A 25,353-nucleotide genomic window follows, 5' to 3' on the forward strand; every position below is an offset into this window, starting at 1 on the left:
AAATAGTCTGGTGGCGATAGCGAGAAGGTCACACCCGTTCCCATACCGAACACGGAAGTTAAGCTTCTCAGCGCCGATGGTAGTTGGGGGCTCTCCCCCTGTGAGAGTAGGACGCTGCCGGGCTGTTTTAGAATACTTTTATCGTCGCGGGGTGGAGCAGTTCGGTAGCTCGTCGGGCTCATAACCCGAAGGTCGCAGGTTCAAATCCTGCCCCCGCAATAATCCATTTACATAAGGTTGACAGCAGACTTATACTTTAATAACTGCTATTACGGTCCCGTGGTGTAGCGGTTAACATGCCTGCCTGTCACGCAGGAGATCGCGGGTTCGATTCCCGTCGGGACCGCCATTTTAATAATTTTGAAGTTTACCAGACGGAACGGAGTTTCGTTTTTTTTATGCTTAAATATGAAGACCCGGCAACCTGCCGGGTCTTATTTTAATTGAAAAAAAAAGTTGGATGTACTCAATGGCATGATAAAGGCTGCATCCGGCCTTTTTGCCCAATCCCTCAAAATCATGTACACTTATATAAGATGTGTTTTATAAGGTTCTGCGCTTAATTTGTACGTTTTTCACACAATAATTACTTTACTGATAAAGGTGACTATAATATGAAGCAGTTTGAGTTTGTTTCCGGCAGCCCGGATTTGACGATGGATTTTTCAAAAAGGCTTGCAGAGCGTCTTTTGCCAGGCGATGTATTGACCCTGGAGGGCGATCTGGGAGCAGGGAAGACGACTTTTACAAAAGGCCTTGCCCAGGGTTTGGGCGTCCAGCGGAATGTAAGCAGCCCCACTTTTACCATCATCAAAGAATATATGGGCCGTATGCCGCTTTATCATATGGATGTATACCGTGTAGAGGATTCCTCTGAGGACCTTGGGTTTGATGAGTATTTTGAGGGCAAAGGTGTTACCGTTGTCGAATGGGCCCATCTCATTGAAGACCAGCTTCCGGAAGAAAGACTTCAGATTGATATCCGGCACGGTGAGGCAGGAAGCAGGATGCTTATCCTTAAACCGTATGGCGTTAGATATGAGGAATTATGTAAGGAGATATTGGGATGAAGGTATTAGCGATAGACACATCCAATTATGTGCTGGGAATAGCCGTAATCGATGATGAGAAAGTTATAGGCGAGTATATAACCAACTTGAAAAAAAACCATTCTGTCCGAATTATGCCCGCAATTGAAACATTATTAAGGGACTGTGATTTGACCGCCGCGGATATAGAGAAAGTTGTGGTTGCACAAGGGCCTGGATCTTATACCGGTGTCCGGATCGGCGTTACAATAGCCAAGACTTTGGCCTGGTCCCTTCAGGTTCCGCTGACTGGCGTTTCAAGCCTTGCAGTGTCGGCCGCATCTGCAGGACGTTATTTTGAAGGCCTTGTATCCCCTCTGACAGATGCCAGAAGGGGCCAGGTATATACCGGCCTTTATCGTTATGAAAAGGGCAATCTGGTGAATGTTGTGGAAGATCAGCTGCTATTATCTGCTGATTGGGCAGAGAGGCTGAAGCAATACGATCAACCGGTGCTGTTTACAGGAAATGATGTTCCCCTCCATAAGGAAGTAATAGCTAAAACGCTTGGAGATCAGGCAAGGTTTGCAGGGTTGACTGATTATAATCCGCGTCCTTCTGAATTGGCGCTGCTGGGAAAAGATAAAGAAAGCACCGACGTCCATACATTTGTGCCAAACTATATCCGTTTGGCAGAGGCGGAAGCAAAATGGCTGGAAAGCAAGAATAAGCCGGAAGCCGGGCAATAAGATCATGGGTTATTCATTTCGTTTTATGGCAGAGGAAGATATCGACCAGGTGCTCGTCATAGAGCACAAGTCATTTACACTCCCGTGGAGCAGGGATGCTTTTATCAATGAACTGACTAAAAATCAGTTTGCGGTATATCTTGTACTGGAGGATGATGATGCTGTTATAGGTTACTGTGGTGCCTGGATAGTCGTAGATGAGGCACATGTGACCAATATAGCTGTCCTCCCGGAGTACAGGGGAAAGAAGCTTGGAGAGGCCCTGATGAAGAAGATGATGGAAGCAGCCAAAGAGCTGGGGGCTGTCACTATGACGCTTGAAGCAAGGGTTACGAATATTGCTGCACAGTCTTTGTATCGAAAGCTGGGATTCCAAAACGGCGGCATAAGAAAAAACTATTATACAGACAATCAGGAAGATGCGATTGTAATGTGGGTGAAATTAGATGAATAAAGATACATTAATTCTAGGAATTGAGACAAGCTGTGATGAGACAGCTGTTGCAGTCATCAAAAATGGAACAGAGATACTGTCAAATGTAGTGGCATCGCAGATCGAAAGCCATAAGCGGTTTGGAGGCGTTGTTCCCGAGATAGCTTCCCGCCACCACGTTGAGCAGGTGACGCTTGTACTGGAGGAAGCCCTGCAGCAGGCCGGGATTTCCATGAAGGAAATAGATGCAGTTGCCGTAACGGAAGGACCAGGTCTTGTAGGAGCGCTGCTCATCGGAGTTAATGCTGCAAAAGCCCTTGCATTTGCCCATAATAAGCCGCTGATCGGCGTTCATCATATTGCCGGCCATATTTATGCTAACCGCCTGATCACAGAGATGAAGTTTCCGCTTTTATCGCTTGTTGTATCAGGAGGGCATACAGAATTGGTGTATATGAAAGAGCATGGCCATTTCGAGGTAATTGGGGAAACGCGGGATGACGCTGCAGGTGAAGCTTATGATAAAGTTGCCCGCATTCTGGGGATGCCTTATCCCGGAGGTCCCCATATTGACCGCCTCGCTCATGAGGGAAGTCCGGCCATCCAATTTCCGAGGGCCTGGCTGGAGGAAGGGTCTTATGACTTCAGCTTCAGCGGGCTTAAATCATCTGTCATCAATACCGTACACAATGCGGAGCAGAAAGGCATCAAAATTGCGCCTGAAGACCTGGCTGCAAGCTTTCAGGAAAGTGTCATTGATGTACTCGTAACTAAAACGGTAAAAGCAGTCAAAGAATACAATGTAAAGCAAGTACTGCTTGCAGGTGGAGTGGCGGCCAATAAAGGGCTGCGGGCTGCACTGGAAGGAGAATTCAGCACCCTGGAATCCGAACTGGTGATTCCTCCTCTTTCACTTTGCACAGATAATGCAGCCATGATTGCGGCTGCCGGCACTATTTTATACGAAAAGGGTATCCGGTCAGACCTTGCACTTAACGCCAATCCAGGATTAGACCTCTCTCTTCATAACTAATGATATCTAAGCCGGTTCATAACCTTTCAAAGGTGCTGAACCGGCTTTTTATGTCTTCAGCAGATGTTATCAACAGATTTAAATTTCTGAATCTATTGTTAACAGAAAGAGATGTGGATAACTGAGATAAATTCTGTTGAATCTGTGGACAATGTGGATAAAAACATCTTTAAATGTGGATAATGTGGAAAACCCTGTGGAGTACAGTTAAATATACACTCTGTCTGTGCATAAAAATGTGAATAACCTAAATAAAGAACCAGGCTGTGGACGCCTGGTTCTGTTGATTAAAATGAAAGCCTATTCAGCAAGCTCAGCCCATTCTTCCATTAGCAGTTCGAGTTCTTCTTTAGCCTGGCTGTTATCCTTAGTGATGGCTAAAACTTTTTCGTGGTCCTGATAGATCTCCGGCTCGCAAAGCTGCTGTTCATAATTTTCAATAGATGATTCCAGCTGTTCAATCTGTGCTTCAATTTCTTCAAGCCTTCGCATCTTCTGCCTTTCAAGCTTCTTTGTTTCTTTATCCTGCATATATGACTGCTTATCTGTTTTTACAGGTGCAGCCTTCTCTTCTTTTGTTGTCTCCAACGCCAGAAGCTCAGCCTGTTCCTGCTTTTTATCCACATAATAGTCGTAATCCCCGAGGAACTCCGTTGCTCCGCTGTTTTCCAGCTCCAGCACTTTTGATGCAATCCGGTTAATAAAATAGCGGTCATGGGATACGAATAAAATCGTGCCCGGATAATCTATCAAGGCGTTCTCAAGTATTTCCTTGCTGTCGAGATCCAGATGGTTTGTCGGCTCATCAAGGATCAGGAAGTTGGCTTTCTGCATCATCAGCTTCGAAAGGGCGAGACGCGCTTTTTCCCCTCCGCTCAGAGCGGATACTGGCTTTAAGACATCATCGCCAGAGAAAAGGAAATTGCCCAGGACTGTGCGGATTTCTTTTTCATTATGAAGCGGATAGTCATCCCATAATTCATTCAGGACACGCTTATTGGATTTCAGCTCAGCCTGCTCCTGGTCATAATAGCCAATCTCTACATTTGACCCGTAATCAATCCCGCCGCCAATCGCCGGCAGTTTTTTAATAATGGTCTTCAGCAGGGTCGACTTGCCTACACCATTGGGGCCCACGAGTGCGACGCTGTCACCGCGGGACATGCGGAAAGAAATATTCTCAGAAACCTTTTTTCCGCTGTAACCGACCTCAAGGGAGTTGACCTTTAACACATCGTTGCCGGTCTGCTTTAAAATATCAAAGCTGAACGCAGCTGATTTCTCATCGCCGAGCGGCCTGTCCATCAGCTCCATCCTTTCAAGCTTCTTCCGGCGGCTCTGTGCCCGCTTGGTTGTTGAGGCGCGTGCCAGGTTGCGCTGGATAAAGTCCTGCAGCTTGGCCACTTCCTCCTGCTGCTTCTCATACTGGCGCATATCCCTTTCATAGTTCTCGGCCTTTTTCTCCAAATAATAGCTGTAATTGCCCGGGAACTTAGAAATCTGCTGGCGGGTTATTTCGTATACCTGTGTGACGACCTTATCAAGGAAGTACCGGTCATGGGAAACGATTAGAATGGCTCCCTCATAGCCCTGCAGATATTGCTCCAGCCAGGATAGGGTTTCGATATCCAAGTGGTTGGTGGGCTCGTCCAGGATCAGGATATCAGGCTTGGTCAGCAGCAATTTGGCCAAAGCCAGCCTTGTTTTTTGCCCTCCGCTCAGGACAGATATGCTTGTATCATAACTAAAGGATTGGAAATTCAGTCCGTGCAGGATGGAGCGGATATCGGCCTCATACTGATAGCCTCCCTGTTCCTTGAACTGTACCTGCAGCAGATCATATTCCTTAAGAATCTTCTCGTAGGAACCAGGCTCATTGAATGCGCCGGGGTCTGCCATTTTTTCTTCCAGCCGGCGGAGCTCAGCTTCCATCCCCCTCAGGTCCTTGAAGACCGAAAGCATTTCATCCCATATGGAAAGGGCGGATTCAAGCCCTGTATTCTGTGCAAGGTAACCGATTGTAACGCCTTTCGGTTTGATGATTTCGCCTGAATCATGGGACATATGCCCTGCTATTATTTTCAAAAGCGTTGATTTGCCCGCGCCGTTCCTGCCTACCAGGGCAATCCGGTCACGCGTTTGCACCTCAAGCTTTATATTGGATAAAATCAAGTCAGCTCCAAAGTACTTTGACAGCTGATTTACTTGAAGTAAAATCATTGTTCTCACCTCTGTATTCTAAAGGTTAGTGTATCGCATTCATTCTCTCACAGCAATAAGATGAAATTTGTGAAACATCATACAATATAGCTTACATACCCATTTAAAATAGTGTATGATTCTTTAGAGAGGTGTTTATGAATGTCAGAATTCACACATTTTAACGAAGAGGGCAGAGCCCGCATGGTGGATGTCAGCAGCAAGCCTGAAAGTGTCCGGACTGCATCCGCTCATTCAAGTATAACGGTTAACAGTGAAATATACGAAAAAATAACCGGCAACAGCATGAAAAAAGGCGATGTTTTGGCAGTTGCCCAGGTAGCTGGCATCATGGCCGCCAAAAAGACGTGGGAAATCATTCCTATGTGCCATCCCATTCCGCTGACCGGCATCGATATTTCTTTTGGATGGGAACAAACAGAAGAAGATTACCGGCTTAATATTTCTGCCCAGGTGAGGACAAAAGGGTCTACCGGAGTTGAAATGGAAGCGCTGACAGCTGCCAGTGCCTGTGCGCTTACAGTCTATGATATGTGCAAAGCTCTCGATAAGGGAATGGTTATCGGCCAGACCTATCTTGTTGAAAAGACAGGCGGAAAAAATGGGGACTTCAAAAAAGAATAGCAGACAAATACAATAGAAATCAGCAGGGTGGGGGGAAAAGCTATGTCAAATGAAGCCATTAAAATACCGCAGGCAACGGCCAAGAGACTGCCGCTGTATTATCGTTTTTTAAAAAATCTCCACTCTTCAGGCAAGCAAAGAGTATCCTCGGCGGAGCTCAGTGAAGCTGTGAAGGTGGATTCTGCTACAATCAGAAGGGATTTTTCTTACTTTGGTGCGCTTGGGAAGAAAGGCTATGGCTATAATGTCAACTATCTATTGTCTTTTTTCCGCAAGACGCTGGACCAGGATGAAGTGACAAAAGTTGCCCTCATCGGGGTAGGCAACCTCGGGACCGCTTTTTTGAACTATAACTTCCTGAAGAATAATAATACAAAGATAGAAGCGGCATTTGATGTGGATGCCGGAAAAGTAGGCACAGATATTGGCGGGGTGCCTGTTTTCCATATGGATGATTTGGAAAGAATATCTGAAGAGCACGGCATTAAAGTCGCTATTCTGACTGTGCCGGCGCCGGTTGCACAAGCCATAACGGACAGGCTTGTAAAAGGAAGCATCAAGGGCATCCTCAACTTTACACCGGCAAGGCTCACTGTTCCTTCTGCCATACGGGTACATCATATCGACCTGGCTGTGGAGCTGCAGTCGCTGGTCTATTTCCTGAAGCATTATCCAATGGAAGTCCTCCAGGAAGCGGAAGCAGAAGAGTAAGGTTCCGGAATGTGACAATTATAGCAAAGTTAGCATTACGGATAGAATTATACAGGCGTTAGTGGTATCATCAATATGATAGATAAAGGGAGGTGAGGCGCAATGATGAATTTAGGAATGGGAAGCCTCTTGCTTATTGTTTTTGTCGCTTTGCTGATTTTTGGACCGAAGAAACTGCCTGAGCTTGGAAAAGCTGCCGGCAATACCCTCCGTGAATTCAAATCCGCTACCAAAGGGCTTATGAATGACGAAGATGAAGAGAAGAAAAAAGAAGTTAAGTAACATAAGGATGTTATATGTATGAGTCATAAGGATATGACAATTTACGAACATATAGGCGAATTAAGAAAACGGCTTGTCATGACAGTCGTTTTCTTGTTCTGCGCGATGATTTTAAGCTTTTTCCTCGCCGAGCCCCTCATTGTGTATCTGCAGGGCGCCGATGAAGCGAAAGAGCTGACGATGAACGCATTCCGCCTGACCGATCCAGTAAAAATCTATATGCAGTTTGCTTTTATTATAGCTTTTGTCATGACATCCCCGGTCATCCTTTACCAATTCTGGGCGTTCATCAGTCCAGGTTTGTATGAGAAGGAACGGAAGGTCACACTGAGCTATATTCCTGTTTCTGTGATCTTGTTCATTGGCGGAGTGGCATTTTCATACTTTATACTTTTTCCGTTTGTTGTGGACTTTATGACCCGGATTGCGGACAGGCTTGATATCAATCAGGTGATTGGGATCAATGAGTATTTTCAGTTCCTGTTCCAGCTGACCATTCCGTTCGGGATCCTTTTTCAGCTGCCGGTTGTCATCATGTTCCTGACCAGGCTTGGCATTGTCACACCGATGTTTCTGTCAAGCATCCGTAAGTATGCATATTTTGTGCTGCTTGTCATTGCGGCCTTCATTACGCCGCCTGAGCTGCTGTCGCATATGATGGTAACAGTGCCTCTTTTGCTTCTATATGAATTGAGCATTATCATCTCCAGATTTTCATATAAAAAAGTGCTGGAGGCTGAAAGGCTGCAGGCAAAGGAAATGGAAGCCAAATAAAAAATGAGCCTGGAATAAGGCTCATTTTTTTTGGTTATTTTTAATTTGTTTGATTTTATAGTGAAAGGCAATCATCCGAAGGCCTGAACCGAAATCAAAAGTTGCCAGAAGCACGAGCAGATACGTGAAAAATCCCCATTCACCGGTTTCATTTATATTCTGGATCGCAAAGTAAGTAAACAGCACGCCCAGGAATATATAGATGAATCCGGAAAACAGCGGTGACTGCCTCATTTAAAATCCCCCAATAAAACTTTGAATTTGTTCCATTTCTTCTATCCACTTTTGTAGTTTGTCCTGATTCATTTGAATGATGACTACCAAAGTATTCATCGACACATGCGCAAAAATCGGGACAAGGATCCGCTTGGTCCGCACATACAGGAACGCGAATGTGAAGCCCATTGCAGAATAAAGGAGCACATGCTCAGGCTCGAGGTGCGCGAAAGCAAAAATCACTGAGCTGATCAGGGCCGCCAAGAAGAAGTTCATTCTTTTATGAAGGGCGCCGAAGATGACCTTCCGGAAGACGATTTCCTCCAGTATCGGGCCGATGATGCTGCTGACAATCACGACGAGCGGCAGGGTCTCGATGATCCTGATGATCTGCTGGGTGTTCTCAGAGCCCATTTCAATGCCGATCAGGTTTTCGATATTAGCTGCAAGCGACTGTGCAAACAGTGCCAGGAAGACACCGGCAATTGCCCAGGCGACGGAAGCAAGCGGAGACGAAGCACTGCGGTCAAGCGTCTCCTTTGATTTAAATTCTTTCCGCAGCAGGAATAGCACAAGGATCAGGGCAACTGTAAAGCTGAAAACAAGCCAGTAGGCGACAGACAGCGCCTGCACTTCCGCTGGGCTCCCGCCGGATATAGTTCCGATCACTGCGAAAAGCGGAACTCCAAGATAGCTCGATAACTGCATGCCTATATAAACAATCAGGATAATCCAATATTCATTCTTCAAAAGTTTATTCTCCTTTATCTAAAAACATGCCATACATACCATTCTACTAATAATGAGCCTAGATCACAAATAAGAGGGCGCCGCCTAAAATATATAGAATAAAATCTTATTTCCTTCATATACTTAAAGGGTTGGCCAAAAATGAACAAGGATTTGTCAGTGTTCCATGTTCATTTTTGGCCCATACGTGTTAAGCTCTGTTTCACACAGCCTTATACATAGAAGCAGCACATTTTTAACAAAATTTTTTATGCGTCCCACTTGCAAATAAAGTGAAGATTCATTAATATAATAATTGTGTTAGCACTCATTAGATGAGAGTGCTAATAAATAACTACATAAAAGATTTGAGGAGGTTGTTTCACTTGTTAAAGCCACTAGGTGATCGTATTATTATCGAGCTTGTTGAAACGGAAGAAAAGACTGCAAGCGGCATCGTACTGCCAGACACAGCTAAAGAGAAGCCTCAGGAAGGCAAGGTTGTTGCTGTAGGTACAGGGCGCGTTCTTGAAAACGGCGAGCGTGTTGAGCTGGAAGTTGCTGCTGGCGACACGATTATCTTCTCAAAATATGCCGGTACAGAAGTGAAATACGAAGGCAAAGAATACTTAATTTTACGCGAAAACGATATTCTGGCAATTGTAGGCTAATAGCCCCCGTAAGCCGGACACTATACACACCATAAAACTTGAGGAGGTTTTTTTACAATGGCTAAAGAGATTAAGTTTAGTGAAGAAGCCCGCCGCGCCATGCTGCGTGGAGTGGATTCCCTTGCAAATGCGGTAAAAGTTACTCTTGGACCTAAAGGACGCAACGTGGTTCTTGAGAAGAAATTCGGTTCACCTCTTATCACAAATGACGGTGTTACCATCGCAAAAGAAATCGAGCTTGAAGATGCATTCGAAAACATGGGTGCCAAGCTTGTAGCTGAAGTAGCAAGCAAGACAAACGATGTTGCCGGTGACGGTACGACAACTGCAACTGTCCTTGCACAGGCTATGATCCGTGAAGGCCTTAAGAATGTAACAGCAGGCGCTAACCCAATGGGCATCCGCAAAGGTATTGAAAAAGCGGTAACTGCGGCTGTAGAAGAGCTTAAGTCCATCTCCAAGCCAATCGAAGGCAAAGAGTCCATTGCACAGGTTGCTGCAATTTCTGCTGCTGACAACGAAGTCGGACAGCTGATTGCAGAAGCAATGGAGCGCGTTGGCAACGACGGCGTCATCACAATCGAAGAATCAAAAGGCTTCACAACTGAATTGGATGTTGTAGAAGGTATGCAGTTCGACCGCGGATATGCATCTCCTTATATGGTAACTGATTCTGACAAGATGGAAGCTGTTCTTGAAAATCCATATATCCTGATCACTGACAAGAAGATCACAAGCATCCAGGAAATCCTTCCTGTTCTTGAGCAGGTTGTACAGCAAGGCAAGCCATTATTGCTTGTAGCTGAAGATGTGGAAGGCGAAGCGCTTGCTACGCTTGTAGTGAACAAACTTCGCGGCACATTCAATGCTGTTGCTGTTAAAGCTCCTGGCTTCGGCGACCGCCGTAAAGCCATGCTTGAAGACATCGCAGTCCTTACTGGCGGTGAAGTCATCACTGAAGAGCTTGGACGCGACCTTAAATCTGCGACAATCGATTCTTTAGGACGCGCTTCTAAAGTAGTGGTTTCCAAAGAAAACACAACAATCGTTGAAGGTTCTGGAGACAGCGCTCAAATCGCTGGCCGCGTGAACCAGATCCGCGTTCAGCTGGAAGAAACAACTTCCGAATTCGACCGTGAAAAGCTGCAGGAGCGCCTGGCTAAATTGGCTGGCGGTGTAGCAGTTGTCAAGGTTGGAGCTGCAACTGAAACTGAACTGAAAGAGCGCAAGCTCCGCATCGAAGACGCCCTGAACTCTACTCGCGCTGCAGTAGAAGAAGGAATCGTTTCCGGAGGCGGCGTTGCCCTTCTGAACGTATACAATAAAGTGGCTTCCCTTGAAGCAGAAGGCGACGAAGCGACTGGCATCAACATCGTTCTTCGCGCAATGGAAGAGCCTGTACGTACAATCGCCCACAACGCAGGCCTTGAAGGTTCTGTCATCGTTGACCGCCTGAAGCGCGAAGACGTAGGCACTGGCTTCAACGCTGCTACTGGCGAATGGGTAAACATGATCGAAGCCGGTATCGTTGACCCAACAAAAGTAACTCGTTCAGCCCTTCAAAACGCTGGATCTGTTGCGGCTATGTTCCTGACTACAGAAGCTGTAGTTGCTGACAAGCCGGAAGAAAATGCCGGCCCTGCAATGCCTGATATGGGCGGCATGGGTGGAATGGGCGGCATGATGTAATCAACATCATAACCCCTGAAATGAGCTTTAAGCAGAAGCCCCCTGCCAGTACCGAAATGGCAGGGGGCTTCTTATGGATAAAACCCGGTTCCTTCTCATAAGGAACCGGGTTTTATTTACTCCTATTCTTCCGTACCGCCACCGCCACCGCCAAATGCCTCCGGAATCATCGTAAACCCTTCAATCACTGTCTCTTCCTCCACCTCAATCATCAAATAACGTTTCCCATCCACCACAATCTGCTTCACATACCGCAGATCAGGGGGGCTGATGGAGATGTTGGCGACTTTGGTGCTGATTTTAATGGATTTTGATGTGAATTTCGGCAGGACGCTGCTGGCTTTGATTTCGTATTTGTCGTCGTCGATGATCTTTTGATAGGATGATTCGACTTTCTCGGTATCAATATCTTCAAATCCGCTCATTTTAAGAACACGTTCTACGTCTTTTGAGTCGAGCTTTGGCGGCTCTTCTTCTTCATTTTCCACGATCATGCGGTTGATTTCCTCATAGACGGTTGAGAGCGCAGAGGTGCTCAGCTGATCTCCTGTAACGTCCTTGATGATTTCCTCAAAGACAATTTTATCATCCTGGGCTGTCATGGTTTCTTCCCCGTTAAGCACATCTTCTATGAACAGGTGATCCGGTTCGTGGACCTTGCCTGCAGAATAGAGAACATGGTTGACATCTGCTGCATTGTCAGTGAAACATGGAAATAAGAACCCGGAGAGCGGGGCATTGAGGTTGATGATTGGATCCATTACAAAGTGGTATCTGAATTCTTTTTCGACATAGTCAAAAAGCAGTTCCTTCTTCGGCTCCTGGGTGTTATTGATGCTGCAGAGAATGAAGGGATGGGAATAGACGGTATCCCGTTCGCTTTCTTCTGCTTCATCATTGCGGCGCTTCGTCGGCTTGTAATATTCCCCGCGGATGAATGTAATGACGATATCTTTTTCATATTGCCGGACTGCTAGCAGTTTTTCTACAATCTTAAGCATCTGCTCTGCCCAGCCTTCCACATCACTGCTGAGCAGCCCTTGATGGAGAATCAGCTGGCTGCTGTTGTCCGCATCGCGCTGGAACTTCAATTCGAAGAGCTTTTCATCGAGCTGGCCGGCGAGCATCTTTTTAAAATTGTGCAGAAACAGCTCCTGCTGCTCCTGATCCAGCATTTCAAAAGGCTGGCTCTGGTAATGAAAAATGTCGCTGGAATCCTTCATGATATACACATTAAAAATATCGGAGATTTTAAGCAAATCATTATTGATCTTGAACTGCTTCCGAATTTGGGCGATGTCTTTTTTGTTCATGTTTTTTAACACTCCTAAGCTGCCTTCTTGGCATATGTACTAGGATAACAAATAAAGGGTCATAGTGAAATCCTATTATGCTCACTGCCTAAATAACTTTTGAAACCTTTTCCATTCCTTGTCGTCTAACGGTTGATTTTTTCAAAGGGGAGGTGCTAATGGTTGAATTATGAGCTTCATTTATCGGCACAGCAAGAGGCAGGGGAAGATATACTGAGAACATTGCACTGAATGGAGCAGCCGGCGAAAGCGAAAGCGTTGCTTATATGCTTGATGGTGAAAGAACCAGTGAGCTGGAAAGATTTATTAAGTATGAATAGTGCTGAGTCCGTCTGGGAGACGGGCTTTTTTTTATTGGTTGAGGCCCTATCTGTCATTTATACTGAAATCAAAAAGGGAAAAATGGTGAATGGATATGAACACTGAAATCTATTTTATAAGACATGCCCATTCTGAGTTTTCGCTGGTGCATGAAGAAACACGGGGATTGTCTGCCAGGGGCTGGTCTGACGCCCGCAGGGTGGCTGATCTATTGGCAGTAGAGGGAATTCAGCATATTCTCTCAAGCCCTTATGTGAGAGCAATACAAACAGTCGAAGGACTGGCAAGAAACTTAGGAAAAGATGTGGAAACGGACCCGCGTTTCCGGGAAGGGGATTTGGCATCGAGGAGCCATCATTTTGAAAAGCCGCTGGAAGCCTTGAAATATGTGTATGAAAACCCTGGCTTTAAATATCCAGGCGGAGAATCAAACCTGGAAATCCAGGAACGGGGAATATGCGCGCTAAGAGAAGCAGCTTCTAAATACAGCGGCAGAAAAATTGCTGTCGGCATCCATGGCCATATCATGACCTGCCTGCTGAATTATTTTGATGAGAAATTCAATTTTGACTTCCATCAAAGCACCACCAAACCGGATATATACAAACTTACACTTGATGACCAGTTTAATATGGCTGGTTTTGAAAGGCTTTGGAGGCCGGCTTTAGTTTGAGCAAATGTCCAGGCAAACTGCGTATCTGGAATACTGTAGCAAAAGCGCCACCCGCAATGTACAGGCTGGCCAATGACCTTCCTAATAAACAGTAGGAAGGTGTTGAAAAGCATGGTGAAAATATTTATTGACCCGGGACATGGAGGAACTGACCCGGGAGGAGCAGGAACAGGGCTGCTGGAGAAAAATATAACGCTGGAAATTGGGACAAGAGTGCGGTCCATCCAGCTTAATGAGTATCAGGGAGCTCTTGTGAGGATGAGCTGCAGCGGAGATCAGACAGTATCACTGAAGCGACGGACAGATGCTGCCAACAGCTGGGGAGCAGACTTCCTGCTTTCACTCCATGTAAATGCCGGCGGCGGCACCGACTTCCACCTATCAGAACATCATCCATCAAGAGATAATCAGGCAGACAAGCTTCGCCGGCCGCGGGAAAAAGCAGGCCAATTTCCATGTACTCCGCGAATCACGCATGCCGGCGCTCCTCACTGAAAGCGGCTTTATCGACAATCCGGCAGATGCTGCCAAGCTCAGGAAGGGCTCTTTTCTTGAAAGCAATGCCCGGGGACATGCCAATGGAATCGCAAGGGCCTTCAATCTGCGGAAGAAAAATAAGCCAGTCTACCATCTGGTTAATGCCGGGGAAACTGTGTATGCATTAAGCAGAAGATACGGCAGCCCCATTCAGCAGATCAGAAGCTGGAACAGACTAGACAGTGCCTATACCATCTACCCCGGGCAGCGCCTGCGGGTAAAATAAAGCAGAATGATCTTAAATCATATATTATCACTTCGAGATAGATTCTATATTAATAGAAGAAACTCGGAATAAAAAAAGGTTTCCTTAAACGGGAGCCTTTTCATTTTTGCCTGGAGAAGGTGCTCCTTTCTGACTAAGAGAAGAAGCCGGCAGCGCTTTAAACCGACAAAATAATACTTAAAGAATCACAGACTTTTGGCAGACCTGAAAATATTCTTAATGAGTTAAACAATTCCATAAAGTGAAAAATTACTCTTTAAAAACTTATTATGCAGAAAATTGAACTGGTATCTCGTCGTCAAAATGCTTTCTAGATACATTTCCCTAAAAAATAATACTAAACACCCACAAAATTTAACAATTGTAAAATAAATAACCTAAAATATTACAATTTTAAGGTGGTTATATAACTCTTCACCTGCTCGCTTGCCCAACTTTTGTCTCAAAAAAAAATCTCGATTTAAAGAGTTGCTAGGAAGATAATTACAGACAAAATTCGACAAAACTGGAAGCGTGTTTGACGGAAATGTGAACGCATGATAGTTAATATATAGTATATAAAAAGAAAATTTTTGAAATTAAGCTGTTTTAAAATTGTTTAAACGAGGTAAAAAGTAGGGATTTAACAGGAAAGATTTTCTTGTGAAAATAAATATTACCTATAGGAGAGAAGCCGCAGGATGTTGGAGTCGAAGAGGAGAGCTATCATATTTATTACCATTTCATTAGTGCTGGCTTTAATTGCCGGTTTTATGTTCCTCCAAAAAGTTAAGAACCTTAACGCACAGCTTGGAGGAATGACAACGGTTTATGTTGCTAAGGAGAATATTGCTTCAAGGGAGATTATTACACCGCAGCAGGTGGGAACAATTGAGCTTCCGAATAAGTTTGTGACTGATTCACATGTTGTGAAACCAAAGGACATAACCAATCAGGTTTCATTGGTTCCATTATCGGAAGGGGATATGATTACAAAGAATATGCTAAAACCTGTTTCGAACATGGCAAACGAGAATAATCGTTTGGTGGTTCTGATTGGGAGTGAGAAAGTATCTTTCGATGGAAAATTAACAAACGATGATCGTGTGGATATAGTAGTTTCACATCAGTTTGAAGGTAAGCCTGTAACAGAGATTTTCATGTCCGATGTTGCAGTGGCAAGTACTTTAGAGAATAAAGGGAAATTTCAAGGGACAGCCTTGGAGGTGTCAAAAGAAGCTGCTCCAAAGCTGATTCATATGCAGAATTATGCGGACAGCATCAGGGTCCTTAAGGCAAATGTAGGTAAGGAGCAGCCTGTTGAAAAGGATGAGGCAGCTGAAGAAGCTAAAAAGGCTGAAGCAGAAAAGCAGAAAGCAGCTGAAGAGGCCGCAAAGAAAAAGCCGGCAGAACAAAAGCCAGCAGAGCAAAAACCGGCTGAGAAAAAGCCGGCAGAACAGAAGCCAGCTGAGAAGCCGGCAGGTTAATGCATATCAGGTTAAGAGTTTAATAGATGTCGGAGGTAGGACTTCATGAGTACGGAAAGTACGATTCTACTTGTCAGTGATGATAAGCAAATAAGTGATCAGATAATGGCTCAAGCGCTGCAGCAGCAGCCAAATGTTCAGCATGCAGCTCCTTCTGAGGTAAGGAAGGAGATTGACAGGATTGATCCTGCGGTAGTCCTCCTGGTTAATCCAGAAGATGAATCCGGTGTGGAGCTGGTGCAGTACCTCCATAGTGAATATCCAACTATTATTGTTGTTTTCATCTCTAAGGTACAGGACTTCCTGCTCCTTAGGGATGCTTCCAGAGCAGGGGCTACGGACTTCTTTGTTCTTCCAGACGAAATGAGCCAATTCAGTGAGAGAATCACCAGGATCCTGCTAATCGCACAGGAGCAGAACAATGACAAAGTTGTTCCGGGGATATCCTCCTCTCAAAGCCTGAGAAGAGGAAGAGGCCAGATTTACTCTTTTTACAGTGGAAAAGGAGGAAGCGGAGCTACTCTTCTGGCAAGTACTTTTGCTCAGACGCTTAAGCTTGAATCGACAGCTCAAATATTGCTGATTGATATGAATCTCCAATTTGGCGGAGCTGAAACGTACCTCGGCATAGAAAGCAACAGGTCACTGGCTGATTTGAAGCCAGTCATTAACGAATTGAATGAGAACCATATTAGAAATGTCAGTGAAAAAGAAGCCCATTCAAAAATGGAAATTCTACTAAGTCCCAGAGATGCAGAGATAGCAGAAAGCCTGGACGAAGATTTTTTTACAAAGCTCCTGAGGGCATGCAGGAGAAGCTATGATTTTGTGATTGTTGACCTGCCGTCCACTATGAATGCCAACACCTATGTGGCACTTGAGGAGAGCGATGTCATCTACTATGTAATGAATCTTGATACACCTTCCCTGCAGGTATTCAAGCACGTCGAGGATTTATTCAAGCGCCTGGGCATGGATACGGAAGAGCGCCTTCAGGTTGTTGTTAATCAAAAGGGGAGGGAAAATGAACTTTCGCCCTCTGATATTAAAAACTTGATTGAAACCCCGGTCGGCGCTGAGGTGAAAAGGGACTTAAAGGGAGTTCAGACCTTTATAAATAAAGGCGAGCCGCTAAGGAAGGCGCCGAAAGAAAAGAAGATGACACCAGTGGCCAAGGATATACGGAAATGGGTACTCACTCTTCTCAAATAAGTAAAGCAGGAAAGGAGGGCTGCAGATGTCATTATTTAATCGCGCAGAGAAGAACCAGGACAAACAAACCGATCCGCAAGTGAATTATGCCTCTTATGACAGCCCTTATATCGAAGAGTTAATAGAACACTATAAAGCCAGGCTATTAAGAGAAACGAACCTTGAACAGCTGACCAGCCTCACCCAGGGAGAAATGCGATTGGCCATTGAACGAATGGTCAGCCAATTTATGACTGAAGAAAAAGTCATCATTTCCAGGCGTGACAAAGAAACCCTTCTTACCCGTCTGATTGATGAGTCTGTAGGGTTTGGTCCCTTGGAGCCGCTTCTGCAGGATGAAGAAATTACAGAGATTCTTATAAATGGGCATAAGCAGGTTTACATTGAGAAAAAAGGGAAGCTGCAGCTCACTCCCCTACAGTTCAGGGACGAAGCACACGTCAGGCACATTATTGATCGAGTAGTAGCACCGTTGGGCAGAAGGGTAGATGAAAGCTCCCCGATGGTTGATGCCAGACTGCAGGACGGCAGCCGTGTTAATGCCGTAATACCGCCTGTCAGCTTAAATGGAACGCTCATTTCAATCCGTAAGTTCCGGGCGGATCCCTTTAAGATGCAGGATTTGGTGGAGTTTAACTCTCTCAATGAAGCCATGGTGGAATTTATCAATGCAGCTGTTTTTTCCAAGATGAGTGTCCTTATCTCCGGAGGAACAGGAAGCGGGAAGACAACACTATTGAATGCACTTGCGAGAGCCATACCACATGGAGAGAGGGTCATAACGATAGAGGATTCTGCCGAGCTGCGGCTGGACCGCCCGAATGTTGTAGGGCTTGAGGCGAGGCCTCCTAACGTAGAGGGAACTGGTGAAATTACCATTCGCCAGCTAGTGAAAAATGCTCTCCGTATGAGGCCTGACCGGATTATTGTCGGTGAGGTCAGGGGGGCAGAGGCCTTTGATATGCTGCAGGCAATGAATACAGGCCACGAAGGTTCCTTAACAACAGTCCACGCCAATTCACCGCTTGATGCCCTGAAAAGGGTAGAAGGGATGGTGATCATGGCAGGAATGGATCTTCCCTCTAAAGTTATACGCGAATATATAATTGGAGCGCTTGATTTGATCGTCCAGGGAACAAGGCTTCCTGATGGGCAGAGAAAAATCATGGCCATTTCGGAAGTGGTAAAAAAGCCAAACGGAGAAGCGGAAATTCAGGAGATTTTCAGATTTAAACGTACAGGGATTGATTCTGATGGAAAAGTGCTGGGATATTTCACACCAACAGGAATTATTCCCCAATGCCTGGACCGGCTGAGAGTGTTTGGCGCCAATATTGATGAGTCAATTTTTCAGGCAGAGGAAGAGGTGAGGACAAGTGACCATATCTATACTCTATAGCCTGGCTGTCCTTTTTGGCCTCTGGGGAGTGTACAACTTCCTTGGATACCGGACAGCAAAAAATGATTGGAGAAAAAAAGCAAGCAAGGTATATGGCAAAAAAAGGACCAGGAAAAGTTTTATTCTAATCCTAGGGGATAAGTTCGATGAAACAAAATTCGGAAAAGAATCTATCAGAAAGCTCAGGAGGGCCAACATTTTCTTGATGGCCTCTGAGTTCTATGGAATCCTGCTGTTTGGCGCAATTGCCGTCGCCTTTTTATTAAATAACTTTTTCGGCATTCAATTTCCGATAAACATCATTGCCTCCATACTTTTAATGGAAGTAATCCGCCGGGTGTTATTTGCAATCAGGAAGAACAAGTATCAGGAGAGAATGAATGAGCAGCTTCCTGAAATATGCCGGATTTTAGCGAATGCAACCAGATCCGGGATGACACTTGCTCAGGGAGTCAGCATTGCTGCCCAGGAGCTCAACGAACCTGCGAGAGAAGAGTTCAGCCGCCTGGATAGTGAATTAAAGCTGGGCATTGATTTTAATAGGGCATTAAGGAATATGCAAAAAAGAAATCCGAGCCGTGAGTATCAATTATTTGTTGCAACGCTTCTTATACAGAAGAAGGCCGGAGGCAATATCCACGCAGTGCTGGATGAGATGGGGCAAACGCTGGAAGAGAGGAAGCTTCTCCTTCAGGAAATAAAGACAATGACAGCAGAACAGCGCTTCGTCTCTTATGTGGTCCCTGTAGTTCCGGTTTTCCTTCTGCTCATGATGAATAATATCAACGAAGGCTTTATTGATCCGCTCTTTTCCGGGTTCGGTCTTATCCTGCTGGTTCTCTTTATCATAGGTACCCTTTTAACATTTATTTTAGTAAGAAAAGTTACAAATATAAGGGTGTAGAAAATGGATGGATTAATTCTCGTTTGCGTTATGATGAGCTTGCTGCTCCTGGCTTTAGGCTTTAAGTCTTTTTATAGTTTTCTCGTTGAAAAGCAGAGCCTCCAGTCACATATACAGGAAAATATTTTAATAGACCGCTATCGGATTAAAAAGAAGAAGTCAAGAAAAGAATCAGCGATGGAAAAAACCTTTCACTATGCAGATGATTTCTCTTCTATTGGAAACAGAATCAACTTCTTCAGTGAATCACAGGATGTGGAAAGATGGCTGATGCAGGCAGGCTACCCTTACGCCTTGACTGTTGAGCGGTTTCAAGGGCTGAAAATCTTCTTGACGCTGGTAGGCTTTGTTGCAGGAGTACTGCTGATTATCATTGGTTTTCCTTTGTCTCAGATTTTAATCATGGTCCTCCCTCTTGTTGGCTATTTCAGCACTATCCTCTGGCTTAAAAACAAAGCAAAACAGAGGCAGGATGAACTGGGCTATGTTCTTCCCGACTTTTTGGACACTGTGAGTGTAACCTTGCAGGCCGGGATAGGGCTTGATCAGGCATTGAGAGATATAGTCCCTTATTTTAACGGGCCGGTAGGAGAGGAATTTCGGAGATTCAATCAGGAAATCGATTTGGGGGTGCCGAGAGAGATCGCCTACAAAGGACTCTTGGACAGAAATGACAATGTTCCCTTTCAGAGTCTAATTAAATCCTTAATTCAGGGCTCCAGGCTGGGAGTTCCAGTAGCAACAACCTTCAAGATCCAGGCTGGCGAGATGCGCAGTCTGAGAAGGGAAAAGATAAAAGAAGTTGCTGCCAAAGCATCGCCAAAGATCACTTTAATTACTACTTTAATCGTTATGCCTACCGTTATGATTCTGATTGGCGGGCTCGTCGTGCTGAATATGATCACTGGGGAAGACAGCATACTTAATTTATTTCAGTAAATTGCCTTAATCCAGAAATTACTTGAAAGGGGGTGAAGCATATGAAAAAGCAATGCATAAAGCTTTACGCCAAATATAAAAGCTTAGTGAATAATGAGCAAGGTGCCCAAACATTGGAATGGGTTGCAATTGGAGCAGTGGTTGTAACAATTGCAGCGCTTCTTGGCCAAGCCTTTGAAGGCGATGGAATTAAGGGAGTTGTAGACAAAATAATGGATAAAATTACAAACAGCCTTTAATATGTTTGAAACAGAAAAGCTTATAAACAACAATCCCGGATTTATATATTACCGTATAATATTTAGTGGGAGCTGAACGATCAGCTGCCACTAAATATTCATTTTTGTTTAGGGAGTGTTTTTCCACTATGGGAAGGAAGCATCAGATCATTCTTATTATTGCTATGGCCATGCTCACTTTGCTGGCAGCATGCAGCGATAAACAGACGGACACAAAACAAGATGATCAAAAAGAAACCTCTGCCATGAAAGAAGCTGAAGATAACAAAGACAGCAAAGATGAACCCTCTATCGAGGAGATGTTAGCTTCATTGCCAGAACCAACACAAACTACTGTTGAGCTTGCCAATGCAGATGCAGGGATGTTTTCCGGGCAGGATTATGATGAGTTAACTCCTGAACAGCAAAAAGAATTGTTAAAACAATTAAAAGAGCTTCCGGAGCTTGGTGAGGAACCGACCGGCGAAGAGATTGAATTGTATTGGAGAAAGTTGCTTTACTTATTCCACGAAGACTATCCTAATCCGGCAGAAGTATTGGATGAACTGGAGATGGAGTCGTTTGGCAGTCCGGATATTAAGGACGAGCGCTACCAGTTTAAAGAAAACCTGAATGTAGAGATTCTCCTGGATGCCAGCGGAAGCATGGCAAACCAAATCGATGGCAAAACCATGATGGATATCGCTAAGGAGTCTATTGGAGAGTTTGCCGAAGACCTACCTGATGGAGCGAATGTTGCCTTAAGGGTTTATGGACATAAAGGTACAGGTTCTGACCAGGACAAAGAGCTTTCCTGTAAGAGCAATGAACTCATCTATGAAATGGGTGACTACAACGGCGAAAAGCTCAATAGCACTTTGCAGACTGTCAAGCCTGCTGGATGGACCCCGCTTGCCGCTGCAATAGAGGAAGCAAAAAATGATTTGCTGTCCTATAAAGGAGATACGAATACCAACATTATCTATCTGGTCAGCGATGGAGTTGAAACCTGTGATGGCAATCCTGTGGAACAGGCCAAGAGCCTTGGGGATTCTGACATCCAGCCGATAGTCAATGTGATTGGATTTGATTTAGATGCGGAAGGGCAAAATCAGCTGAAAGAAGTAGCCAAAAATGCAAGAGGGATATACAGCAATGCGCGCAACCAGAGTGAGCTGAAGGAAGAACTGGATAAAGCTAAACAGATAGCGGAAAAGTGGGATCAATGGAAAAATAGCGCCATAGAAGATGCTTCGAGCCAGAGGTACCATTTAAAACTAAAGAACATCCCAACCTTCGGCATTGAATGGAATCAGGCAAACCGTCACGAAAACCTCAATATCCTTAAAACACTTACAGCCTTGAGAGATGAAGAACAAATTACTAAAGAAGCACATAGCCTCCTGTCAGATTTGGCTGATGAAAGATTTAGCTCTGTATCGGACCTAAACGACGAAATTAGGCTCGAGCTTCGAAGTCTAGCCGATTCAAATTTTGAAAGTGTTAAAAAGGAAATTGAAAAAAAGTACAATGATAACCAAAGTAATTAGTTAGTGCGATCAATAGTTTTGCAGGCATAACAGCAATTATTCCTGCAAAACTATTGATCGAATGATTCTAAAGATACTGAATTAAGAGGGTGTTCGTATGTCAAGGCTTAGAAAGAAGCTCCGTGAGGAAAAGGGATCGATGACAATAGAATTTCTAATGGTGTTTCCCTATTATCTCTTCTTCTTTCTGTTGTTATGGCAGGCAGTTGCTTCCGGAATCACCGTTATGAAGGCCCAGTCGGCAGTCAATGAAGCTGCCAAACTTTATGCGATTAAAGAGGATGAAGGGCAATCCAAAACACTTGCAGCAGCAGAAGTCGGAAACAATGACATTATGGAATACCGGGATTTAAATATATATTCACAGCCGGATGGCAGTTTTGAAGCTGTTTTGGATGTGCGCCATGGTCTTGTATTCGTACCTGAAAAATGGAGATCTAAAGCATCAGTAGAATTTAAGCATAAAGCAATCGGCAGGGTGATTAAATAATGCGTGTCTTGAATAATGAGCGCGGAAATGGGATGCTTCTGACCATTTCCAGCTTTGCTATCGTTTGTATTATGCTGGTTCTCCTTGTCAATATTACAACAATCTTTAAAGACAAACAGCAGGCTTCTACGGCAGCAGAACAAGCAAGCTTTGCTGCAACAAGCTATCTGTATGAGCAAGTTTATGAGAATGTAAAGGATTATGTAAAGGTAATAGATGTGAGTGAAGATGATGGAGTCATAGATATAGACCTATTAAAACCCATCAGCGAAAAGATTGATGAGGAGGAAAAGTCTCTCAGCAATCCTCTTTTATCTGATAATGAAAAACATATCCAGGCAATCGACAATGTATTGGAACGGGAAATGGGAAGTGATGACGATTTTAAGGCCCTTGTCACTTCAGCAATGTCTTCTCTCGATCTTACTAATGTCATTAGCCAAACCATTGGTGATAACCAGGGGAAGCCTGCTGACTTTAACTGGGAGTATGAGGATTTCCGCATAACTGTTGAAGCCAAGACTGAGTTTGAAGCGGTTCATCATAACGGAATTAATTTTGGAACTGATCAAGACATTTCGCAGGAAGGGACAGGGCCTGAAATCTCTTTTCTTAAAGCGCTGGATGGCTATGAGTAAGAAAAATTAAATATGAAAGGAGCATGAAGGCTATGAGGAAGAGGACGAAGCGCCATATTAAAAGGATTGCGGCTTCAATGGCAGCTGCATTCATTATTCTGGTCACTTCGCTTCCTGCTGCTGTTTTTGCAGAGGGCAAATTCAATCCGGGCACCTTCAGCCCCGGTACATTCTCGCCAGGCCAGTTCAATCCCGGCAGCTTTGATCCCGGTACATTTTCGCCAGGCCAGTTTGATCCCGGCACCTTTGATCCCGGAACATTTTCACCAGGCCAGTTCGATCCGGGCAATTTTTCACCGGGCCAATTCAGTCCAGGGGATTTCCAGCCCGGAGAATTTGATCCTGGGGAGTTCGATCCGGGGAATACTGATCCCGGGACTGCCAATCCAGGTAATGCAAACCCGGGAAGCACGAACCCAGGAAATACGAATCCGGGCAGTACAAACCCTGGAAATTCAGGTCCCGGGGGAAATTTTCCAGTAAACCCGCCCTTTAATCCACTTCCAGGCCATAATCCCTTTTTTCCTGGCAATGGAGGACTGCCTGGGCTGAATCCTGGACAATATCCAGGGCAGTTCCCCGGGTATTATCCAGGCCTGACAACAGGACCGGGGAATGCCTCTAATTCAAATCCTGGAAGCGGCGAGCCGTATAATTACGTTACAGATCCGTGGTATAAAACAACAAAAGTCGTTGGGAAAAATATTCTCATGGGTTCTATCAATGAATTTGCTACAACGGCAAGCCCATACTGGTTCAACTGGCCTGCAGAGTGGAGAAAGAACACAGTAAATCAAATGGATTGGGGCAAGGTTTCCAAAAAGTCCTTTATTGCGGCGGTATCAGGAACACTTACAGGGAAGGACGAGGGAACCAAAAGTGCTTTAATGCTCTTTGATACGTATTCTGGATATGATAACTATAAAACAGTCAGAGGCTGGTTCCAGTCATCAGCAGAAATTAAAAGTGCCTGGAATGCAGTAAAGACAGCTGATTCTACGAGTGACGCAATCAGGGGAGCATCAAATATAAAATCAAATCTAAGTGCAGCCCAAAGTATTTATAGCGGTATTACGAAATTACCTGATAGCTTAACAACAGGACTGGGAGGTAAAATAACTCCCTGGACTGCGGCTGCGAGTGGACTGATCAGCGCTGGTGAAGCTTTTTCCAATTTTAAGAATGGAGAAACTACTAAAGGAATAGCTAACATTGGAGAGGTGCTGATGTCCGGCTCTGTTGTGGCAGCTGCCTCAGGAGTTGGTGCGCCTATCGCAGCCGGGATGGCTGTTGCTGGTGGTGTAATTTGGGCAGGGGCGAAGATTTACCAGCACCGGAAGGCCATTGGTAGATTCATAAAGAATCCGGTAAAAGAAGGCAAGAAGGCTGCTGAGGCTATCGTTAAGAGTACAAAAAATGCTGCAAAGGCCGTTAAAGACGGACTGTCAAAAGTTGGCGGTACAATTAGCGGCTGGTTTAATTAATTGCGGAGCTTAACAGCCTGATTCATTGGGCTGTTAAGCATAGTTTTGGTTTCCATGCCAGGCTGGAGGAATACTATGACTGAATCACTGAAGAAATCCATCAATTTGTACACTTTGTATACGAAGGAAGTTGTCCTTATAGGGTTATTGTTCGTTTTTCCCATACAATTGGTATTCACCTTTTATATCAACTATATTACTGCTCCATTTCAGTATTTTGGGATACCATTATGGACCAGTCTTCTGCAGCTGTTATTCATCTTGATTTTATTCCCGTTTATCCAAATTCCCTATATTAGTCTTATTAAATATGACATGCTGGAAGATGAAGTCAGCATGAAGAAAATCATAGGCGATATTTTTAAAAATGGCTTTCATGTCTATATATTGGGTATTATTACAGCTATTCTCTCACTCATAGGCTTTTTACTTTTCATTGTACCGGGAATTGTCCTTATGATTTTTTTCCTGTGTGTGCCGCAAACGGCAGTCCTGAATAATGCTAAATGGGGTAGTGCAATGAAGAAATCAATACACCTCGGGTGGAAAAAATTCCTCTCCCTTACCCTTCTGGTCCTGTTTTTTATTCTGGTTGACTCAATCATAAGCGGAGCAACCTTTTTCCTGAGTGCCGGTTTGACTAATTCTTTCTTCATTATTAATGCCTTGCTGATTTTTATTAATTGCTTTATTATTCCGGTTTTCATTTTTTCCATCAGCTATATTTATATTAATAAAGAGATTGAAAGCAAAGGAAATGAACTGTTTACAGCTCATATATCAGAAGATGTCCTGTCTTAAGAGGTACAAAAAATAGCAATAAA

The 25,353-nt window shown here is 44.5% G+C and carries 26 protein-coding genes, 2 tRNA genes, 1 rRNA gene and 1 pseudogene; 26 read left to right on the top strand and 4 right to left on the bottom strand.

The window, feature by feature from the left end; genetic code table 11:
* Positions 1-6: 6 nt before the first annotated feature.
* The 7 genes from rrf (at position 7) to tsaD (ending at position 3,243) form a co-directional block, all read left to right on the top strand.
* A 5S ribosomal RNA gene (gene rrf / locus CYJ37_RS25585) occupies positions 7-123 on the top strand.
* Positions 124-145: 22 nt separating this feature from the next.
* A tRNA-Met gene (locus CYJ37_RS25590) sits at positions 146-219 on the top strand.
* A gap of 54 nt (positions 220-273) precedes the next feature.
* Positions 274-349 (top strand) — tRNA-Asp (locus CYJ37_RS25595).
* Between the two features lie 265 nt (positions 350-614).
* Positions 615-1,070: a tRNA (adenosine(37)-N6)-threonylcarbamoyltransferase complex ATPase subunit type 1 TsaE gene (gene tsaE / locus CYJ37_RS25600; RefSeq protein WP_101552848.1), complete on the top strand. Its 456-nt coding sequence runs from the start codon at positions 615-617 to the stop codon at positions 1,068-1,070.
* The gene (gene tsaB / locus CYJ37_RS25605; protein WP_101552850.1) at positions 1,067-1,777 is read left to right on the top strand and encodes a tRNA (adenosine(37)-N6)-threonylcarbamoyltransferase complex dimerization subunit type 1 TsaB; all 711 of its coding nucleotides are present in this window, start codon (positions 1,067-1,069) and stop codon (positions 1,775-1,777) included. Before tsaE ends, tsaB begins: the two co-directional genes overlap by 4 nt.
* A 4-nt stretch (positions 1,778-1,781) precedes the next feature.
* The gene (gene rimI, locus CYJ37_RS25610; protein WP_035403427.1) at positions 1,782-2,231 is read left to right on the top strand and encodes a ribosomal protein S18-alanine N-acetyltransferase; all 450 of its coding nucleotides are present in this window, start codon (positions 1,782-1,784) and stop codon (positions 2,229-2,231) included.
* Entirely contained in the window at positions 2,224-3,243 is a 1,020-nt protein-coding gene (tsaD, locus tag CYJ37_RS25615) for a tRNA (adenosine(37)-N6)-threonylcarbamoyltransferase complex transferase subunit TsaD (protein WP_101552853.1), read from the top strand. Before rimI ends, tsaD begins: the two co-directional genes overlap by 8 nt.
* A gap of 300 nt (positions 3,244-3,543) precedes the next feature.
* On the opposite strand, the gene CYJ37_RS25620 is transcribed toward tsaD, so the two are convergent.
* Positions 3,544-5,463 carry an ABC-F family ATP-binding cassette domain-containing protein gene (locus CYJ37_RS25620; RefSeq protein WP_101552855.1) on the bottom strand — a complete coding sequence of 640 codons (1,920 nt, stop codon included), beginning with the start codon at positions 5,461-5,463 and terminating at the stop codon, positions 3,544-3,546.
* Between the two features lie 141 nt (positions 5,464-5,604).
* On the opposite strand from CYJ37_RS25620, the gene moaC reads away from it, so the two are divergent.
* The 4 genes from moaC (at position 5,605) to tatC (ending at position 7,854) form a co-directional block, all read left to right on the top strand.
* Entirely contained in the window at positions 5,605-6,087 is a 483-nt protein-coding gene (moaC, locus tag CYJ37_RS25625; protein ID WP_101552857.1) for a cyclic pyranopterin monophosphate synthase MoaC, read from the top strand.
* Between the two features lie 42 nt (positions 6,088-6,129).
* Positions 6,130-6,798: a redox-sensing transcriptional repressor Rex gene (locus tag CYJ37_RS25630; RefSeq protein ID WP_101552859.1), complete on the top strand. Its 669-nt coding sequence runs from the start codon at positions 6,130-6,132 to the stop codon at positions 6,796-6,798.
* Between the two features lie 102 nt (positions 6,799-6,900).
* Entirely contained in the window at positions 6,901-7,080 is a 180-nt protein-coding gene (locus CYJ37_RS25635; protein ID WP_009795807.1) for a twin-arginine translocase TatA/TatE family subunit, read from the top strand.
* A gap of 18 nt (positions 7,081-7,098) precedes the next feature.
* Complete coding sequence (gene tatC, locus CYJ37_RS25640) at positions 7,099-7,854, top strand: twin-arginine translocase subunit TatC (RefSeq protein ID WP_101552861.1); 756 nt, start codon at positions 7,099-7,101, stop codon at positions 7,852-7,854.
* Positions 7,855-7,875: 21 nt separating this feature from the next.
* Here the strand turns inward: tatC and CYJ37_RS25645 are convergent, their stop codons facing one another.
* Both CYJ37_RS25645 and CYJ37_RS25650 read right to left on the bottom strand, forming a co-directional pair.
* On the bottom strand, positions 7,876-8,088 hold the full coding sequence (locus CYJ37_RS25645; RefSeq protein ID WP_009795809.1) for a YdiK family protein: 213 nt from the start codon (positions 8,086-8,088) through the stop codon (positions 7,876-7,878).
* A complete protein-coding gene (locus CYJ37_RS25650; protein ID WP_009795810.1) occupies positions 8,089-8,820 on the bottom strand; it encodes a CPBP family intramembrane glutamic endopeptidase in 732 nt (243 codons plus the stop codon).
* A 365-nt stretch (positions 8,821-9,185) separates the two neighbouring features.
* On the opposite strand from CYJ37_RS25650, the gene groES reads away from it, so the two are divergent.
* Both groES and groL read left to right on the top strand, forming a co-directional pair.
* A complete protein-coding gene (gene groES / locus CYJ37_RS25655) occupies positions 9,186-9,470 on the top strand; it encodes a co-chaperone GroES (protein ID WP_101552863.1) in 285 nt (94 codons plus the stop codon).
* 57 nt (positions 9,471-9,527) lie between these two features.
* Positions 9,528-11,159 (top strand): chaperonin GroEL, encoded by a 1,632-nt coding sequence (gene groL, locus CYJ37_RS25660; protein WP_009795812.1) that lies wholly within the window; start codon positions 9,528-9,530, stop codon positions 11,157-11,159.
* A gap of 122 nt (positions 11,160-11,281) precedes the next feature.
* Here the strand turns inward: groL and CYJ37_RS25665 are convergent, their stop codons facing one another.
* On the bottom strand, positions 11,282-12,472 hold the full coding sequence (locus CYJ37_RS25665) for a DUF4317 domain-containing protein (protein ID WP_101552865.1): 1,191 nt from the start codon (positions 12,470-12,472) through the stop codon (positions 11,282-11,284).
* A gap of 409 nt (positions 12,473-12,881) precedes the next feature.
* Between CYJ37_RS25665 and CYJ37_RS25675 the strand changes: the two genes are divergently transcribed.
* The 13 genes and pseudogenes from CYJ37_RS25675 (at position 12,882) to CYJ37_RS27490 (ending at position 25,330) form a co-directional block, all read left to right on the top strand.
* Entirely contained in the window at positions 12,882-13,466 is a 585-nt protein-coding gene (locus CYJ37_RS25675; RefSeq protein ID WP_101552869.1) for a histidine phosphatase family protein, read from the top strand.
* Positions 13,467-13,577: 111 nt separating this feature from the next.
* Positions 13,578-14,229 (top strand): annotated as a pseudogene (locus CYJ37_RS25680) (N-acetylmuramoyl-L-alanine amidase family protein).
* A gap of 680 nt (positions 14,230-14,909) precedes the next feature.
* On the top strand, positions 14,910-15,695 hold the full coding sequence (cpaB, locus tag CYJ37_RS25685; protein WP_101552871.1) for a Flp pilus assembly protein CpaB: 786 nt from the start codon (positions 14,910-14,912) through the stop codon (positions 15,693-15,695).
* A 45-nt stretch (positions 15,696-15,740) separates the two neighbouring features.
* Positions 15,741-16,907 carry an AAA family ATPase gene (locus CYJ37_RS25690; RefSeq protein ID WP_101552873.1) on the top strand — a complete coding sequence of 389 codons (1,167 nt, stop codon included), beginning with the start codon at positions 15,741-15,743 and terminating at the stop codon, positions 16,905-16,907.
* Positions 16,908-16,932: 25 nt separating this feature from the next.
* The gene (locus tag CYJ37_RS25695; protein ID WP_101552875.1) at positions 16,933-18,306 is read left to right on the top strand and encodes a CpaF family protein; all 1,374 of its coding nucleotides are present in this window, start codon (positions 16,933-16,935) and stop codon (positions 18,304-18,306) included.
* Positions 18,284-19,210: a type II secretion system F family protein gene (locus CYJ37_RS25700; RefSeq protein WP_101552877.1), complete on the top strand. Its 927-nt coding sequence runs from the start codon at positions 18,284-18,286 to the stop codon at positions 19,208-19,210. The genes CYJ37_RS25695 and CYJ37_RS25700 overlap by 23 nt, the downstream gene beginning before the upstream one ends.
* Positions 19,211-19,213: 3 nt before the next feature.
* Positions 19,214-20,149, top strand: a complete 936-nt coding sequence (locus CYJ37_RS25705; protein WP_101552879.1) for a type II secretion system F family protein — start codon at positions 19,214-19,216, stop codon at positions 20,147-20,149.
* A gap of 41 nt (positions 20,150-20,190) precedes the next feature.
* On the top strand, positions 20,191-20,388 hold the full coding sequence (locus CYJ37_RS25710) for a hypothetical protein (RefSeq protein WP_101552881.1): 198 nt from the start codon (positions 20,191-20,193) through the stop codon (positions 20,386-20,388).
* A gap of 128 nt (positions 20,389-20,516) precedes the next feature.
* On the top strand, positions 20,517-21,917 hold the full coding sequence (locus CYJ37_RS25715) for a VWA domain-containing protein (RefSeq protein ID WP_101552883.1): 1,401 nt from the start codon (positions 20,517-20,519) through the stop codon (positions 21,915-21,917).
* Positions 21,918-22,014: 97 nt separating this feature from the next.
* Positions 22,015-22,407: a TadE/TadG family type IV pilus assembly protein gene (locus CYJ37_RS25720; RefSeq protein ID WP_101552885.1), complete on the top strand. Its 393-nt coding sequence runs from the start codon at positions 22,015-22,017 to the stop codon at positions 22,405-22,407.
* Positions 22,407-23,045, top strand: coding sequence for a pilus assembly protein TadG-related protein (locus CYJ37_RS25725; RefSeq protein WP_101552887.1), 639 nt, complete (start codon positions 22,407-22,409; stop codon positions 23,043-23,045). The genes CYJ37_RS25720 and CYJ37_RS25725 overlap by 1 nt, the downstream gene beginning before the upstream one ends.
* 32 nt (positions 23,046-23,077) lie before the next feature.
* Complete coding sequence (locus CYJ37_RS25730) at positions 23,078-24,529, top strand: hypothetical protein (protein WP_101552889.1); 1,452 nt, start codon at positions 23,078-23,080, stop codon at positions 24,527-24,529.
* A 75-nt stretch (positions 24,530-24,604) separates the two neighbouring features.
* Positions 24,605-25,330 carry a hypothetical protein gene (locus CYJ37_RS27490; protein WP_101552891.1) on the top strand — a complete coding sequence of 242 codons (726 nt, stop codon included), beginning with the start codon at positions 24,605-24,607 and terminating at the stop codon, positions 25,328-25,330.
* The last annotated feature ends 23 nt before the right edge of the window (positions 25,331-25,353 follow it).

The organism is Bacillus sp. UMB0728 (assembly GCF_002858875.1).
Classification (GTDB): domain Bacteria; phylum Bacillota; class Bacilli; order Bacillales; family Cytobacillaceae; genus Bacillus_AB; species Bacillus_AB infantis.